Here is a 17,439-nt window from a genome sequence, read left to right as displayed (position 1 = left end):
GGCTATTTTTCAGTAGCTTTGTTGATTGCTTATTGCGGGTGCAAAGATAGGCATAAATGTGAGATATGCAAGCATGAAATAATATAAAAATAAAAAAAATAGCAGATTAAAAAATATATACGTGATATTCAAGGATTTCCGAAAAAAGAAATTTTATTTAAAGACATCACTCCGTTGCTAAATGACCCAATTGCGAGAAAAGAAACTGTTTTTATTCTGGCGGAATCTTTAAAAGGGCAAAAAATCGATAAAGTGGTGGGAGCCGAAAGTCGGGGCTTTTTCTTTGGGATATTACTGGCTCAGGAATTAAACGCAGGCTTTGTTCCGGTGAGAAAGCCAAATAAGCTGCCATACGACACGATTTCGGCTTCGTACGAACTCGAATACGGCACAGACAGTTTAGAGATGCATACAGACGCCATAAAGAAAGGAGACAGGGTTTTGATTCACGATGATGTTTTGGCCACAGGAGGAACCGCAAAATCCGTTTGTGAATTGGTAGAACGACTAGGAGGGGAGATCGTACAATGCAATTTTCTAATGGAGCTTAGTTTTTTGAACGGAAGAGAGAAGATTAACAGCTATCCTATTTTTTCGGCTTTGACGTATTAGTAATAAGGTACGTTCGCCAATCAATTCACTAAGATGTGACAAAAAATAAAATTCCAAATTCCAACATAATAATTGGAATTTGGAATTTAAACATTTAAAATTTATTTCTTTTTAAAACTATCTCAAGGTTGCCCCAAGTTCAGTTTCGAAAGTCTGCTGTAATTTCGACATGATTTTGTCAATTTGAGCATCTGTAAGCGTTTTAGTGTTATCCTGAATGGTAAAACTCAAAGCATACGATTTTTTGCCTTCCGGAAGTTTGTTTCCTTCATAAACATCAAACAGGTTAATATCTTTTAAAAGTGACTTCTCTGTTTGTCTCGCAAGATTGAAAATACTTTCGTAAGTAGTGCTTTTATCAATCAGTAAAGCTAAATCTCTTCGAACTTCAGGATATTTTGGAATTTCGGTATATTTAATTTTTCCGGTAATGATTTTCAGAATCAAATCCCAGTTGAAATCAGCAAAGTAAACATCTTGTTTGATTCCGAAATGTTTCAATATTGATTTTTTAACAACTCCTATTTCTACTAAAGTCTCGCTGTTGTAGCAAATTGCTGTTCCTTCTGCAAAAACATCCGATTGTACCGGAGCATTGGTAATTTTATCAATTCCTAAACGTGATAATACGCCTCTTACATATCCTTTTAATAAGAAGAAATCAGTTGCTTTTTGAGGATTGGTCCAGCTTTCTTTGTTTCTGTTTCCTGAAATTAACAAAGTAAGGTGTTTGTGCTCCTCATATCCGTTAAGATATTTATGATACGTTTTACCAAATTCAAATAATTTTAAATCCGAATTCTTTCTGTTGATGTTATACGAGATGGCTTCTAAACCTGAAAACAGCAAAGACTGACGCATGGTCGATAAATCACTGCTTAAAGGGTTCAGGATCGTAACATTGTGCTCTTCTTTTAAAGCAGAAGATAATTTTGCATATGCTGCTGTGGTTAATGAATTGGCCATCATTTCGTGAAACCCTTGCGAGTTCAGTTGAGAGGCAATTACATTTTGAACCTTATAATCTTCTGTTCTTGGAGAATTAGCAACGGTCGCATTGAATTTTTTAGAAAAATTAATGTTGTTGTATCCGTAAACTCTCAGAATTTCTTCGATCACATCAATTTCACGCTGCACATCTACACGGTAAGCGGGGATCGTTAATCCTAAACCTGAATCTGAAACGCTGTTTACTTTTATATCTAAAGAAACCAGAATTTTTTTGATGGTATCTTTTGGAATCTCTTGTCCGATAATTTTTGAAACGTGGCTGAAATTCAACAAAACTGAAAAATCTTCTACTTTTTTAGGGTAAACTTCTATCACATCAGAAGTGATTTTTCCTCCGGCTACTTCCTGAATTAAAAGTGCCGCGCGTTTTAAAGCATATTCTGTAATGGTTGGATCAATTCCTCTTTCAAATCTAAAAGAAGCATCCGTATTTAGTCCGTGTCTTTTAGCGGTTTTACGCACGCTTACGGCATCGAAATAAGCACTTTCTAAGAATATAGCAGTAGTTCCTTCTGAAACTCCGGATTTTTTACCTCCAAAAACACCTGCAATACAAAGCGGCCCTTTTTCGTCACAAATCATTAAATCTTCTTTGTGCAAGGTTCTTTCGACATCGTCTAAAGTCACAAATTTAGTGCCCTCAGTAAGTGTTTTTACAATTACTTTTCCATTGATTTTCGCTGCATCAAAAGCATGTAATGGCTGTCCTAATTCGTGTAAAACATAATTAGTAACATCGACAATATTATTTTTAGGAGTCAGTCCGATTGCTTTAAGACGATCTTGTAACCAGGCTGGCGATTCTTTAACTGTAATTCCGGAAATAGTTACTCCGCAGTATCTTGGGGCCAAAAGAGGCTCTTCAACCGTAACGTCAATTTTTAAAGTACGCATGTCTACTCTGAAATTGCTCACTGATGGTGTAATTAATTCGATGTTTACACCACGCTGCAGCATTCCGGCTCTCAAATCACGGGCAGTACCCAGGTGACTCATAGCATCTGCACGATTTGGAGTCAATCCAATTTCGAAAACTTCATCGTTGACAACTTTAAAAACTTCTGCAGCAGGAGTTCCCGGAACTAATCCTTCGGCCAAAACCATAATTCCGTCATGACTTGTTCCCAGACCTAATTCATCTTCGGCACAAATCATTCCGTGACTTTCTACTCCACGAATTTTTCCCTTTTTAATAGTGAATTCAGCACCTTCTTTATCGTATAAAACCGTTCCGATTGTAGCAACAGGTACTTTTTGTCCCGCAGCAACGTTAGCAGCTCCGCAAACAATTTGAATAGGAGCTTCTAAACCAATATTTACAGTGGTAACTTTTAATCTGTCGGCATCAGGATGTTTTTCACAGGTCAATACATGCCCCACAACAACACCTTGTAAACCGCCTTTGATCGACTGGTATTTTTCGACAACTTCTACTTCAAGCCCTAAATCTGTTAGTAGCTCTGAAGTTTGATCAGATGGCCAGTCCGTTTTAATAAATTGTTTTAACCAATTGTAAGATATTTTCATTTTGCTTTTTTATTCTTGTATGAGGTTACAAATATAAGAATTGCACATTGTAGTAAGAAACAATTTATTTGCTTTTTTCGGACTATTCTTTCAGAGAGAAATTTTAGAATATGTAAGTCTCTTTTTAACACATAGAAACATAATTTTACATCTTCAAATAAGGCGTTTCACTTGGAGTAAATCGCATAGCATATGGGGGATAATTGTATTTCTTTTATATGTTCTTTCAGTAGATAAAAACTTTTTTTTATGTATTAATTTCTTTAAATAAAAACCATTTATTTAATTATCAAACACTTATATCGTTTATTTAAATTAACTCTTCAATGTGTTTTTTAATGTTTTCGGAGATCTTTTTTGTTGGCAGATCATTTTCATCATCGCCAAACGGGTCTTCGATTTCTTCTGCAATAAGCTCTAAACTTGCCAGTACATAAAAGATGAAAACCACCACCGGAGCCACATAATACCCCAGGCTTACTGAATAACCAAAAGGAAGTGTCATCGTATAGAAGAAGATAAACTTCTTGATAAAAGCACTGTAAGAGTAGGGAATAGGGGTGTTTTTGATTCGCTCGCAGGCACCACAGATGTCTGTAAATGATTGTAACTCTTCGTTTAAAATAATAAGCTGTTCTCCGCTGATTTTTTTATCCTCGTACAGGTCGTTTATTTTTTGAAAAATTATTCTTTTAACCTGATTTGGTTTGTGTTTGTGATGATCAATTTCTAAATCTACATCTTCAAAAAGCTGTTTACCAGTGTCAGAATCGTGCAGGTGTTTGTGTAATACGGAAGCGTAGGCAGGAATAAATTTTCTGAAGAATTTTTTATCATTTTCTTCTTTCAGCATCGCCGAAAGTTTAATGGCCAGATTCCGGCTGTTGTTAACAAGGCCTCCCCAAAGTTTTCGACCTTCCCACCAACGATCGTAGGCCGTATTGGTTCTGAAAACCAATAATAATGAGATTACAAAACCCAACATCCCGTGCATGATCGGGATGTTGTGGATATAGTCATTTTTACCAATTTTAAAATACGAGACTTCCAAATATCCAACAATTGAAGAGTAAATTCCAATCGCAATCATGATCGGAAGTAGTTTTCGAACCGTATCCGATTTATGAAAATGAAAAATAAAAGTGAACCAATCTTTGGTATTGTATGAGATCATTTGGACTTGTTTTGAAACAAATTTACTTTAAAAATTGATATTCCCGGCCAATTCTTTCAAAGCAATCTCAGATAATTTTGCCTGAAATTGTGCATTGCTGTAGCGCACCTTAGCATTTACATAGTTTAATTGAGCTGTTCTGAAATCCAGTGTTGTAATAGTTCCAATTCTGAATTTATCTAGAGTAATATCTAAATTTTGTTTGGCAATCGTTACGTTGTCTTCTTCTAATCCAATCAATTCTAAATTGGTTAAATACGTTTGAAAAGCGGTACTTAACTGAGTATCTAGGATCATGTTTTGCTGCTCAATCGCAATTTGTGAGTTTTCGATCTGTAGTTTCGCTACCTTTTCATTTCGGTGTTGATTGAACCCGTCAAAAACGTTTAAAGTGGCGTTAAAACCATAGTTAAAACCTTTAGATGAGTTTTGACTTGTAAATCCAAGACTGGACTGACTTTCGTTAAAGTTGTATCCCGAAGTCAGGTTTACCACCGGATAACGGTCTGCTTTTACTTGTTTAAGCTGAAGGTCGGCAATACGTTTGTTGATAACCTGAGATTCTAAAGCCGGATTTTGTTTGTGAGCCAATTCTATTAAATCGACCAAAACGAGTTTATTATCTACAGCAACTACATTGGTTACGGTGAAATTTATTTTAGGATCACGTGCCAAATATTGGTTGAGTAAGATTTTAGCATTGGCATAGGATTCTTTTTGTCTCAGCAAAGCAACCTGATCTGAATTTAAATCAACCTGCGCATTTAAAACTTCCAGTTTTGATGCTTTTCCAATACTGAAACGGTTTTGTGCCAGCGTTAATCTTTGTTTCGAAATTACAATTGTGGTGTCTAATGCAGACAGTTGCTGCTGTTGCTGTACCAAATCAAAGTAAGCGCTGTTGACTTGTCCAATTTTGACCAATATCACTCTTTTCATTTCAGAATCACCCAGTTTTTGCAATTCTTTAAGCTGGTCCAGTTTGGCAAACATTTTCATTCCGTCAAAAACGGTCCATCCCAAGCTAACACCGTAGGCTAAACTGTTATTTTTAGCATTTCTTAAAGAGGTTGTAGTTCCGTCCTGACGTGTTTGTGACGAGTTGGTAACACTGTTATTGTCGGTTACCGAAGCTGTGGCCCTTGGCAGCATTCCGGCATTTCCAACTGTTACATTGGTTTCGCTTATTTTAAGGCTGTTTTTAGCAATCTTAATTTCGAAATTATTCTCTAAGGCGATTTTCATGGCGTCTTCAATGGTTAAGACTTCCTGCGCACTGATTTTTGTTGTACAGAACAACAATAAAACGAGACTTGTTACTATTATTTTAGCTTTCATGTGATGAAGGGTTAGCTGCGATTCCGCTTTTTCAGAAGAGATTCGCAGCTTCTATAGGATTTCAGATTTTATATCAATTATTTTGTGTTTCTTTCATATTCATCGATATGATCAAATTCAGGATAATGTTTTCTTGCTTTAGACCACATTAAATAAATAGCAGGAATCACAAATAGGGTTAAGGCTAACGAAAAGATGGTTCCTCCAACAATTACAACCCCCATACCAATTCTACTCGTAGAGGCAGCACCAAGTGACATTGCAATTGGCAAAGCTCCTAAAGCAATCGCCAAACTTGTCATTAAAATTGGACGTAGACGTGCTTCTGAGGCTTCTAAAATAGCTTCCAGTTTTGGTTTACCCTGTTCGCGAAGCTGATTGGCAAATTCGACAATCAAAATACCGTTCTTCGTCACCAATCCGATAAGCATTACCGTCCCAATTTGACTAAAGATATTCCAGGTCTGATTGAAAAGCCATAATGAAAATAAGGCTCCGGCAACCGCCATTGGTACGGTTAAGATGATGATAAGCGGATCGATAAAACTCTCGAACTGTGCAGCAAGAATCAAAAAAATCAGTAATAGGGCTAATCCAAAGGCGAAAGAAGTATTTGAACTACTTTCAACAAAGTCTCTCGATTCTCCACTTAAATCAGTGGTAAAAGTATCGTTAAGCACTTTTGCTTTAATTCGGTCCATTTCCTGAATACCGTCGCTGATGCTTTTTCCCGGTGCCAAACCTGCAGAAACTGTTGCCGACATATAACGGTTGTTGTGGTACAATTGAGGCGGATTGCTTTGTTCTTCAATTTTAACCACGTTGTCCATTTGAATCAATTCTCCGCTTTTATTTTTCACAAACATCGAAGTCAGATCCAGTGGTTTCGAACGGTCTTTTTGATCAAACTGACCAATTACCTGATATTGTTTTCCATTTTTAATGAAATATCCAAAACGCTGCCCGCTTAAAGAAAGCTGTAACGTTTGTGCGATGTCAAGGATCGAAATTCCTAAACTTTCTGCTTTTTCACGGTCAATACTTACGTTGATTTCAGGTTTGTTGAATTTTAAATTCACATCGGTAACCGAAAAAACGTCACTTTTGCCGACTTCTTCCATAAAAACCGGAATTTTTTCTCTCAGTTTCTCAAAATTCGGAGCTTGAATGATATACTGAATCGGTAATCCTCCACGACGGTTTACCGCAATGGTTGGCTGTTGAATTACAGAAGTTTTAGCATCAGGGTAACGTTTGGTCATTTTGGTCAATTGATCTGCAATATCTTTCTGAGATCTTTTTCTCTGATCCGGTTCAACCAATGAAAGTCTGATAAAACCAGAGTTAGTGGCCGAAGCTCCAAAGCCCGGGGCAGTGATAACCAGACTCACTTTTTTCTCCGGAATTGAATCGTCTACCAATCTCGAGATTTCCTGCATAAAACGATCGGTGTATTCGTAAGAGGACCCTTCTGGCGTAGTCATACGCATGGTTACAGAACTACGATCGTCATAAGGCGCCGTTTCCTTTGGGAGTATGGTAAAAAACAAATAGATCAATCCAAAACAAGCAATCAGAATAGGGAAACTAAGCCATTTTTTTGCGATAAAACGATTTAAAGAGTCAGCATAACCGCTGTTAAGTTTCTCAAAGAAAGGCTCGGTTTTTACGTAGAATTTAGATTTTTTCTGTTCTCCGCCTTTCATCAAATAGGCGTTAAGCATTGGTGTCAAAGTCAGCGATACAAAAGCCGAGATTAAAACGGCGGCTCCAATGACGACCCCAAATTCCCTAAAGAGTCGACCAACAAATCCTTCTAAAAATATTACCGGTAAAAATACGGCCGCAAGGGTTACCGAAATCGAGATTACGGCATAGAATATTTCATTAGATCCTTTAATAGCGGCTTCAATTGGCGACATGCCTTCTTCTACTTTCTTGAAGATATTCTCGGTCACTACAATTCCGTCGTCCACCACCAGACCGGTGGCTAAAACAATCGCAAGCAGAGTCAATACGTTGATCGAAAACCCGAAAAGCCACATGATGAAAAACGTCGCAATCAACGAAACGGGAATGTCAATTAATGGTCTGAACGCAATAGCCCAGTCTCTGAAAAACAAGTAGATAATAATGATTACCAAAATAATTGATATCCCTAAAGTTTCGGCAACTTCAAGTACTGATTTTTTAACAAAGATCGTATTGTCCAGCGCAATATTCAGTTTGATATCTTTTGGCAGATCCTTTTTTAAGGCTTCGTACTTTTTATAAAATTCAGATGAAATGTCCAGATAGTTGGCTCCCGGCATTGGTACTATAGCAAGACCAATCATTGGTAAACCGGACTGACTCAATTTTGTTTCGATGTTTTCAGGGCCTAATGCAGCTCCTCCAATATCGCTTAAACGAACAATCTTATCCCCATTGGTACGAATGATAATGTTGTTGAATTCTTCCGGTTTTGAAAGGTTACCAACCGTTTTTACGGTTAATTCGGTATTGTTTCCCGTTAGTTTTCCTGAAGGTAATTCGACATTTTGAGCGTTTAAAGCATTACGAACATCAGATACGGTGCATTTATAAGCGGTAAGTTTTACAGGGTCAATCCATAAACGCATTGCGTAGCGTTTTTGCCCCCAGATTTGAACACCGCTGACTCCGGGAATAGTTTCCAAACGTTGTGAAATTACATTCTCGGCATAATCACTCAATTCGAGAGAACTTCTGGTGTCACTTTGTACTGTCATCGAAATAATAGCGTCACTGTCGGCATCTGCTTTAGAGACTACCGGCGGGGCGTCAATATCCTGCGGTAAACTTCTGATGGCCTGAGAAACTTTATCACGAACGTCGTTTGCTGCTTCTTCCAGATTTTTGTCCAGATTAAATTCAATAGTAATGTTACTGCTTCCCTGATTACTGGAAGAAGTTATGTTTCGAATCCCATCGATTGCGTTGACCGCTTTTTCAAGAGGCTCTGTAATCTGAGATTCTATAATGTCGGAATTGGCTCCGGTATAGTTGGTTCGGATAGAAACCTGCGCAGGGTCGATCGAAGGAAATTCCCTAACACCTAAAAAGGTATAACCAATGAAACCGAACAGAATAATTAAAAGATTCAGTACGATGGTTAAAACAGGTCTTTTTATACTGGTTGTTGATAAACTCATAATGTTATTTATGATTTTAGAGTTTAGATTTTAGATTTTTTTTTGAATAAAGCAGAAGAAGGAGTATAGAATAAAGAAAATAGATTCGAGCGTATTAATTGTCACTTTAGACGTCATACATTTTACAGCTAACAACTAACATTTCACATCTCACATTTTCTATTTTTTCACATTCACTTTTATTGGTGCTTCATTTTTAAGCGACATTACGCCACTGGTAATCAGAGTGTCTCCGGCTTTTAATCCTGACAGAATTAAAATAGAAGAATCTGTTCTTGTCGTAGCATCAACCATCACTTCTTTGGCTTTACCCATGTTGGCAATGTATACTTTTTTACCGCTTTGTACCGGAATTATAGCTTCTGAAGGGACTACAATGGCATCTTTTACAATGTTTAGAGGTAGTTTCACATCAGCAAAAGTTCCAGGGAAAAGCTTTCCGTCCACGTTATCCGCAATAGCACGAATTTGCAGTGTACGTGTAGCTACTTCGACTTCCGGCTCGATGGCGTATATTTTTGCTGTATAAACTTTATCGGAACCTGAAACGCTAAAATCAATAACAGATCCCGATTTTACTTGTGCGGCATATTTTTCAGGTATCGAAAATGTAATTTTTAGTTTACCGGTATTTACCAGTTTTGCAACCAGAACGGTAGGAGTGATGTAGGTTCCCGGCGAAATAGAACGCAAACCAACTTTTCCTGAGAACGGAGCTTTAACGGAAGTTTTGGCAATTTGAGCTCTGATTAACTGACTTTGCGCCTGTGCAGAGGCATGATCGGCCTTCGCAACGTCAAATTCTTCCTGACTGATAGCTTCCTTCTGAAGCAATAATTTTGCTCTTCTCTCATTTTCGGCAGCCAGACCTTCACGGGTTACGGCTTGTCTGAGTTGCGCTTTTAGTTCGATGTCATTTACTTTAAAAAGCACCTGCCCTTTGTTTACAAAACTGCCTTCATTGAAATAAATGCCTTCCACAATTCCGGAAACTTCACTTCGAATCTCAATTTGTTCATTGGCTTCAATAGAACCTGATAGTGACAGGTTGTTGTCGAAGGTTGCAGTTTTAACAACTATTCCGGTTACCGTAGTAGGAGTGTCTTTGTCTCCAAACTTTTTCGATTCGTCGTTTTTCTTTTTATTCGACACGACTCTGTAGGCAATAAAACCTCCTAATACAATGATCAGTAGGGCGTAAACTAAGTTTTTTACTTTCATAAACTTGAGGTAAATGTATTTTTTTTGGTGTATGTTTTCAGTAAGCACACAAATTTAACTTTTTGTTGTGAAATCTGGAGAGCTTAGCTTTTATTTAACATTTGTACGTACAAACATTACATAAAACTTAGATTAGACTCTTTTTCTGTGTCAAGGTTTAATACAGAATTAAAAAAAATCAAGATAATTAATCAACGCGTTGGTTTTAAATAATATAAAAGTCGTTTAATACATAGTCCCGATGCATCGGGATATGTCCATATAAAAGTATATAAAAAGAAACCATAGTTGCATCTGTGTTCAAAATAACAGAAACACCTTATTTAAAAATATTAATTCTATGTATCTATGTGTTAAAGAATAATTGCACCCAACGAGTTAAATCAGTTAAAGTTTACGTCTTTTAAGAACTTCATTCCTATGATTTTACCCACAAAAAGGGTAGAATTGCGGGTTCTGCAAATCAAAAAAATCCGACAAAGATATTTTTCGATGTATTTTGTCCGATTTTATTTGCACTTTATCGATTTTATTCGTAACATTGATAGGCTTAAACAAAATGATCTCTTTTTTTTGGAATAATAATGTATCTGAAGGTTAAGCGTTAAAATGTGTAGGTTTTTTATTTGATTTAAAGTTAAAATAGTTAAATAAATAAACAGTGTAATTAACAACTGTTTAGACATTTTTTAAGTTTCAACCCCAAATTTACTTGTTTATGCTAAAAAAATTACTCGTTGGTTTATGGATGGCATTGTTGGTTGTAGCTATCTCATTTCTCTTCTGGCAGAATGAATTTAAATACAGTTTGCCTACGCCGGTTCCTCAAAATTACAAAGCTATAGCTGTAGGAAGTAAGATTGATTTAAAATGCTGTTTGGCAGATCGGAAACCTATTTTTATCCATTTCTTTAATCCCGACTGTCCTTGCTCCCGATTTAACATTCCTCATGTTTCGGAACTCATTAAAAAGTATGGCGACAGGATTAATTTTAAAATTGTGGTGCTCAACAAAGAGAGATCTTTCACTATAGCCGAAATTCAGGAAAAATTTGATGCTAAAATTCCGGTTTATTTCGATCAGGCAATAGCGAAAAATTGCGGTGTTTTCTCAACCCCGCAGGCTGTTCTTCTGGATGGTTCTCAGAATTTGTACTATCGTGGGAACTACAATAAAACCAGGTATTGTACCAATGCCGACAGTAATTATGCTCAAATGGCAATTGATTCCTTATTGAAACAGAATCATTCTCCTTCCTTTGATGCTTTAGCTCTGAGAGCTTACGGATGTTCGTTACCAAAATGCAATAAATAAACCAAATTCTTAACCAAAATCATTTTAATTTATGAAAACAAGAGCCAGTTTGAATGAACAAGATTATTTGCACAATTTCATGTCTACGATGACCCAACGATCGGACACTATTGTCAATTATGTTTTAGCGATTTATTTTCTGTTTGGAATTGCTTTAGCTTTTAAATATGATACGTTTGAGATCGGAGTAGGAGTGGGTGTTTTAAATTTGCTGTTGTACTATTCAGCAAAGTTTTTCTTTAAGAAATCTAATTTTTACCAGTATGTGCTAGCTATTGTTTTAGCTATATTTATGGCACAGTATATTTATCAAATGCATGGTTTATTTGAGATGCATTTTACCGTTTTTATTGCCAGTACGATTTTAATTATCTATCAAAACTGGAAGCTCCAGATTCCTTTGACACTTTTGGTGGTCTTGCATCATGGGGCTTTGGCGTATTTGCAAAATCAAGTTTTCAATGACCCAAAAGGACTACAATTGTATTTTTCGCAGGTTAATTTTGATGTAGAAACCTTTGTAGTTCACGTCGTTCTGGCGGCAGTGGTATTTTTTATGAATGGGTATTGGGCGTACTATTTTAAAGAACACAGTCAAAACCACATTTCTAAAATTTCAGACGAATACGAATTAGAGAATATGAAGTTGGCTTCTGCAAAGTACAGCTCACTAACCGCTACAAAAGATTATAATGATTTTATTCACAGAACGACACTGGATTTGAAATTACCGGTAAGCTCTGTGCTTAAACTTATTGACGTTTCGAAAGGGCATACAGACAATGATAAATTATTAAACTATTTGGAGATGATGCGTGAAAGTGCCAAGAGAATTGACGATCTGGTAAACGATATTCATGTGAAATCTACTGATAGCAGAAATTAAGATAACAAATTATAGTGTGTTTTAAATCAGCTGTTTAATGATTTTAAAATACAGGCCTAAGATAAAAAATGGTATTGCTTATTAATTTTAAATACAGGATTTATGGACAACAGAATTACCCGCCCGACTCCATCCGACAGAGAAGTCGACTGGAACAAAACAAAAGTATTATTAAGTAAAACAGATACAAAAGGAACCATTTTATATGCAAATGAGGCATTTATTGATGTTTCGGGATATGATGAGCATGAATTAATCGGTCACGCTCATAATATTGTCCGTCATCCGGATATGCCGAAAGTAATTTTTAAATTTCTATGGGATAGTATTAAATCAAGTCAAAATATCCATGTGATTATCAAAAATATGTCTAAAACGGGACGATTCTATTGGGTGGTAACCGATTTTAAAATTATTGCAGATGATGATGGTGAAATTGTTGGTTATTTTGGAACCCGAAAATCAGTACCTGAGGAAATCATTGCGAAGTTTATTGACCCTCTGTATAAAAAACTGCTGCATATTGAAGAGGTAAGCGGAATGGGCGCTGCCGAAGATTATTTGATTGGCTTTTTAGAAGAACGCAAAAAAACGTACATGGAGTATATCGATCATTTGATTGCTACAGGAAAAGACGACAAGAATAAAATAAGCAAAGGACTTTTTAGTGGTTTGTTTGAAAAGAAAGCAGCTCCTAAAAAATAGAAAATTCCCTAGATTACATATACTTCATTGTAAAAGATAAGCATTCAACTTAGAAGAATTTGTCCCCCAACGAATTCAAATCACCAAAAACATCAGTTGTTGAAGGCCTGGTCTTTACCACAATGAAGTATATTTTTTATACATTTCCATAAGCCTTCGACTTCGCTCAGGGTGACCGTAGTAGTTCTGTATTTAATTTAGTTTCCAAAAGTCTGCAACTTGGCTTGTAATGACAGCAATAGGTTTGCATCTAATTTAGTTTTTAAAAGTCTTTGGCTTGGCTTGTGATGATAGCAATTGGCTTGCATCTAATTTAGTTTTCATAAGCCTTCGACTTCGTTCAGGTTGACCGTAGTGTTCTTGTTTATAATATCGGTAGCAATCCTAATCTTAGAATCTTAGAATCTCAGTACCTTAGAATCTTAGCAACTTAGAATCTCAGAACCTTAACTAATATAATTCCAAATATTTTTCTTCTTGGTTAGTTCGATAAAAACAGCTTTTAGTATGGCATGTTCCGGTTTTTGGAGCGGTGCATCTTCTTTTAGGATTTTCATGGCATAATTACGGGCCAGACCCAGAATGTCTCTATCGCGAACAATATCGGCAATTTGAAGATTCAGAACGCCGCTTTGTTGTGTTCCCATCAAATCACCCGGGCCACGTAGTTTAAGATCTACTTCGGCGATTTCAAAACCATCGTTGGTCTGAACCATGGTTTCCATTCGTGTTTTACTGTCGGAACTTAGCTTGAAGCTCGTCATCAGAATACAATAACTCTGTTCAGCTCCACGACCCACACGTCCACGCAGCTGATGCAGTTGCGACAGACCAAAACGTTCTGCGCTTTCAATGATCATTACACTGGCATTAGGAACGTTAACACCAACCTCAATTACGGTGGTGGCTACCATGATATTGGTTTTACCTTCAGAAAAACGTTTCATCTCAGCATCTTTATCAGCAGGTTTCATTTTGCCGTGCAGAATAGAAATAGCGTATTGAGGTAATGGAAAATCACGGGAAATACTCTCGTAACCGTCCATTAGATCTTTAAAATCCATTTTTTCCGATTCCTGAATCAGCGGATAAACAATATAAATTTGTCTTCCCAGAGCGATTTCATCACGTAGAAATTTCCAGACTTTCAAACGATTACTGTCGTATCGATGAACTGTTTGAATCGGTTTACGTCCGGGAGGCAATTCGTCAATTATAGAAATGTCTAAGTCCCCATACAAACTCATAGCCAAAGTTCTTGGAATAGGGGTAGCAGTCATCACCAAAACATGCGGAGGAATTTCGTTTTTCTTCCACAATTTCGAACGCTGTTCTACGCCAAAACGATGCTGTTCGTCAATTACAGCGAGTCCCAGATTCTGAAATTTTACCTTGTCTTCCAGTAGCGCATGTGTGCCAATTAAAATTTGTAAACTTCCGTTTTCCAGTTCTTCGTGAATTATTTTTCGAGCTGCAGTTTTACTTGAACCTGTTAAGAGTTTTATGTTGATATTTAGTGTTTTAGCTAATTCAGATAAGCCGATAAAATGCTGATTGGCAAGGATTTCTGTGGGAGCCATTAAACAGGCCTGAAAACCATTGTCTATCGCCAAAAGCATGCTCATAAAAGCTACAATTGTTTTTCCGGACCCCACATCTCCCTGCAGCAATCGGTTCATCTGGGCATTGCTTCCCATATCGGAACGAATCTCTTTTATTACTCTTTTTTGAGCATTTGTGAGACTAAACGGTAAATGATTTTGATAAAATTCATTAAAAAACGTTCCTACCATGGTAAAAGGATGTCCTTTTATTTTATGCTTGCGGATTAGGTTTTTGGTAATTAATTGAAGTTGTATAAAAAACAATTCCTCAAATTTTAATCGGTATTGTGCTTTCGCCAAAGCGTCAGTGCTTTTCGGAAAATGAATGTTGAATAAAGCTGCTCTTTTAGAAATAAGCCTTAATTCTTCGATTAGATAAGCTGGAAAAGTTTCGGTAAATAAAGCCTGAGTCTCCAGAAACAGCTGCTCCATTAGTTTGTTAATGGTACGGTTTGAAATCCCTTTATTAGCCAGTGTTTCCGTTGAAGGATAAACAGGCTGCATGGCCGAACGAAGACTTCTTTCATGTTCGCTCCACAATTCAATTTCCGGATGCGCCATACTAAATTGACTTCCGTATAGGGAGCATTTTCCAAAAATCACACAAACCTCATTCAGTTTCAGACTTTCGCGAATCCATTTATGCCCCTGAAACCAGTTTAAGTCCATTTGCCCCGTATCGTCTACAAAAGTAGCTACCAGACGCTTTTTATTCTTTGCAAATTCGACGGTTTTGATATTGATTATCTTTCCAATAATCTGCACCTCAGAACCTGTATTCTGAAGTTCGTTAATTTTATAATAACGCGTTCGGTCTATATATCTGTTCGGAAAAAAATTAACCAAATCTCCGTATTTATGAATTCCAAGTTCCTTTCGAAGCAGCTGCCCACGACTGGGACCAACGCCTTTTAGGTATTCAATGGGGGTTTCAAGGAGATTGTTGGACATTTCGGTAATTGTAGATTTTAGATTTTAGAGTATAGAGCAAAGAATAAAGAGTATAGAACAAAGAAGCAAGATTTTAGAGTAAAATCTATAATCTTGCTTCTTTGCTCTATTTTCTATCTTCGAATCGCTTTCATAACTGCGAAGATAAATTTTAATTGGGAAATTTGAAAGTCTGAAATAATTCATTGGCTATTTTAATAAATAAAGATATTGAGTAGATTTGTTCAGATGTTTTTAGACCAAAACCTTACATAATGACTAACGAAGAAAAAGTTCCTTTTGAAACCATGAATTTTGCAGGTGTGACTTTCAAAGTGATTAACCGACATGAAGCCAACACTATTATTGGCGATCTTACTGATTTTAACAATCAAAAAATATACAATGTTTTTGAAGATACCTGGCGTTTTCCGGATTACGAAGACAATCCTATATTTCTCTTAGCGGAAGATGATGTGGAAATGGATACGTTTGAAATGGATTACAGCACAGATGAAAATTCGGATGTTTTTATACTCGGATTTATTTTCAAAGGCAATCTAACTGTTAAAAAACTTATTAGTTCTTTTGATACAGATAATTCACCTGCTCTGATTGTTTTAGGAGAAACAACCACTACAAACATTACCTTGTTCGGAAGTGTACATTATTTAGGCGGTGGCTTAAAATGCGATTCGCTTTTAGGAGAATACAATCATGGAGAACTTTTTGTGAAGGGTGATGTTACCGCCTGGTTAATCTATAGTGATGATATGTGGATGCATTTTGAACGTTTTACAAATGTTCAGGCAATTGTTAATGTGGGCAGACCTGATGTTTTGATTTGCAGTAATCTGACAGATACAGACGGATCAATCGTAACCATTGAAAATTACCTTCCTTCGACACACCGATTGAGTGATATCGTAAATGATTCCTTTATTGAATATTCCGATGATGGTACAGAGATCTTAGGTAACAATTATTATGATGATTGCTTTAAGAAAGGACTTTCAATTGTTGATCAAAACAAATCAGATCAATATTTGTATACTGATTTTCGCGCTCAGTTTAAAGAAGCTGTAGAAACGATAGTTGAGATGGAAAAATTCAAAACAGAGGAAAGACTTTACAGCAATATTGGAAATACCACACATTTGTTTGTTTCTTTTGATTATGAAGGAAAGAAATACAGTCAGCTTTCAGAAGAAATTGGAAACGGATTTAATATAAGGATGCGTGGTTTATGGTGTCATGATACTGAAGAAATTACACTCATTCTCGAATATCTGGACGAAGAGGGAAATCCGAAATACCAATGGATGAATGATGAAACGACAAGCGGAATAGAGTTTTATTGCATAAAACGTGCTGTAATAGAAGCTTTTTATGTTCTTACTTCAGAGGCTGAAGAGGAAGAGGAGAGTGAGGAAATGGAAGAGGATGAAGAATACGATAATGGTTTTTCATTAGAAGAATTTGCTGTACAGTTTGGTAATTATGCTTTGCCGGCAGATTTAGTAAAGTTGTACGAGTTTGAGCAGGAATATGGCCCAGAAACTTATTCGGAATGTTTTGGTTTGACCATTACAGAAGACAAGACCGGTATAAAAACATGGTCAGAAAAAGAAGAATTTTACAATAGTTTTATCGAGTTTGCAGGAGCCAACGGTTCCGGAAGTTCGTATGCTTACTGGTTGATAAATGAGGATTTAAACGACTGTCCGATAGTCGTGTTCGGCGATGAAGGCGGTATTCATATAGTAGCTGAAAACACTAGTAAATTAATTCATCTTCTGACTTTAGATACCGAAATTTCAGTTGATTTCGATTCGGCTTATTTTTACAAAGACGAAGAGTATTATGAAGAGAATGAGAATAAGGAAGATTTTCAGCAATGGGTTAAAAAGGAGTTCAGTCTTGATCCGTTAGAAACCAATGAA

At 36.5% G+C, this 17,439-nt stretch carries 11 protein-coding genes; 5 read left to right on the top strand and 6 right to left on the bottom strand.

Translation table 11 applies throughout. The features are described 5' to 3' along the window. Nucleotides 1-105: 105 nt before the first annotated feature. Entirely contained in the window at nt 106-612 is a 507-nt protein-coding gene (locus C245_RS0122120; protein ID WP_026110224.1) for an adenine phosphoribosyltransferase, read from the top strand. Nucleotides 613-729: 117 nt separating this feature from the next. Here the strand turns inward: C245_RS0122120 and pheT are convergent, their stop codons facing one another. From pheT to C245_RS0122095, 5 genes are all read right to left on the bottom strand, one after another. Next, nucleotides 730-3,150: a phenylalanine--tRNA ligase subunit beta gene (pheT, locus tag C245_RS0122115; RefSeq protein WP_017498796.1), complete on the bottom strand. Its 2,421-nt coding sequence runs from the start codon at nt 3,148-3,150 to the stop codon at nt 730-732. Between the two features lie 310 nt (nt 3,151-3,460). Continuing rightward, nucleotides 3,461-4,324, bottom strand: coding sequence for a bestrophin family protein (locus C245_RS0122110; protein ID WP_017498795.1), 864 nt, complete (start codon nt 4,322-4,324; stop codon nt 3,461-3,463). 27 nt (nt 4,325-4,351) lie between these two features. Next, nucleotides 4,352-5,662: a TolC family protein gene (locus C245_RS0122105; RefSeq protein WP_017498794.1), complete on the bottom strand. Its 1,311-nt coding sequence runs from the start codon at nt 5,660-5,662 to the stop codon at nt 4,352-4,354. A 77-nt stretch (nt 5,663-5,739) separates the two neighbouring features. Continuing rightward, on the bottom strand, nt 5,740-8,835 hold the full coding sequence (locus C245_RS0122100; protein WP_017498793.1) for an efflux RND transporter permease subunit: 3,096 nt from the start codon (nt 8,833-8,835) through the stop codon (nt 5,740-5,742). Between the two features lie 159 nt (nt 8,836-8,994). After that, entirely contained in the window at nt 8,995-10,056 is a 1,062-nt protein-coding gene (locus C245_RS0122095; protein ID WP_017498792.1) for an efflux RND transporter periplasmic adaptor subunit, read from the bottom strand. A gap of 718 nt (nt 10,057-10,774) precedes the next feature. Between C245_RS0122095 and C245_RS0122090 the strand changes: the two genes are divergently transcribed. From C245_RS0122090 to C245_RS0122080, 3 genes are all read left to right on the top strand, one after another. Further along, nucleotides 10,775-11,371, top strand: coding sequence for a thioredoxin fold domain-containing protein (locus C245_RS0122090; protein WP_017498791.1), 597 nt, complete (start codon nt 10,775-10,777; stop codon nt 11,369-11,371). Nucleotides 11,372-11,402: 31 nt separating this feature from the next. Further along, nucleotides 11,403-12,257 (top strand): hypothetical protein, encoded by an 855-nt coding sequence (locus C245_RS0122085; protein ID WP_017498790.1) that lies wholly within the window; start codon nt 11,403-11,405, stop codon nt 12,255-12,257. 102 nt (nt 12,258-12,359) lie between these two features. Beyond that, nucleotides 12,360-12,962 carry a PAS domain-containing protein gene (locus C245_RS0122080; RefSeq protein WP_017498789.1) on the top strand — a complete coding sequence of 201 codons (603 nt, stop codon included), beginning with the start codon at nt 12,360-12,362 and terminating at the stop codon, nt 12,960-12,962. A gap of 446 nt (nt 12,963-13,408) precedes the next feature. Here C245_RS0122080 and recG read toward each other — a convergent pair whose 3' ends face one another. Continuing rightward, complete coding sequence (gene recG / locus C245_RS0122075; protein ID WP_017498788.1) at nt 13,409-15,517, bottom strand: ATP-dependent DNA helicase RecG; 2,109 nt, start codon at nt 15,515-15,517, stop codon at nt 13,409-13,411. 254 nt (nt 15,518-15,771) lie between these two features. On the opposite strand from recG, the gene C245_RS23425 reads away from it, so the two are divergent. Continuing rightward, nucleotides 15,772-17,439 (top strand): hypothetical protein (locus C245_RS23425; protein ID WP_017498787.1); only part of this gene is annotated, 1,668 nt, incomplete at its 3' end.

Source organism: Flavobacterium sp. WG21, from assembly GCF_000335775.1.
Lineage (GTDB): Bacteria > Bacteroidota > Bacteroidia > Flavobacteriales > Flavobacteriaceae > Flavobacterium > Flavobacterium tructae.
The sequence above is the reverse complement of the archived record's forward strand: the minus strand, read 5'-3'. Positions and strand labels throughout refer to the sequence as shown.

Excerpts from the sequence above, each read along its gene's own strand:
- C245_RS0122095 (WP_017498792.1), bottom strand. The coding sequence starts at position 10,056 with ATGAAAGTAAAAAACTTAGTTTACGCCCTACTGATCATTGTATTAGGA.
- C245_RS0122110 (WP_017498795.1), bottom strand. The coding sequence starts at position 4,324 with ATGATCTCATACAATACCAAAGATTGGTTCACTTTTATTTTTCATTTT.
- C245_RS0122100 (WP_017498793.1), bottom strand. The coding sequence starts at position 8,835 with ATGAGTTTATCAACAACCAGTATAAAAAGACCTGTTTTAACCATCGTA.
- pheT (WP_017498796.1), bottom strand. The coding sequence starts at position 3,150 with ATGAAAATATCTTACAATTGGTTAAAACAATTTATTAAAACGGACTGG.
- C245_RS0122105 (WP_017498794.1), bottom strand. The coding sequence starts at position 5,662 with ATGAAAGCTAAAATAATAGTAACAAGTCTCGTTTTATTGTTGTTCTGT.
- recG (WP_017498788.1), bottom strand. The coding sequence starts at position 15,517 with ATGTCCAACAATCTCCTTGAAACCCCCATTGAATACCTAAAAGGCGTT.
- C245_RS0122080 (WP_017498789.1), top strand. The coding sequence starts at position 12,360 with ATGGACAACAGAATTACCCGCCCGACTCCATCCGACAGAGAAGTCGAC.
- C245_RS0122085 (WP_017498790.1), top strand. The coding sequence starts at position 11,403 with ATGAAAACAAGAGCCAGTTTGAATGAACAAGATTATTTGCACAATTTC.
- C245_RS0122090 (WP_017498791.1), top strand. The coding sequence starts at position 10,775 with ATGCTAAAAAAATTACTCGTTGGTTTATGGATGGCATTGTTGGTTGTA.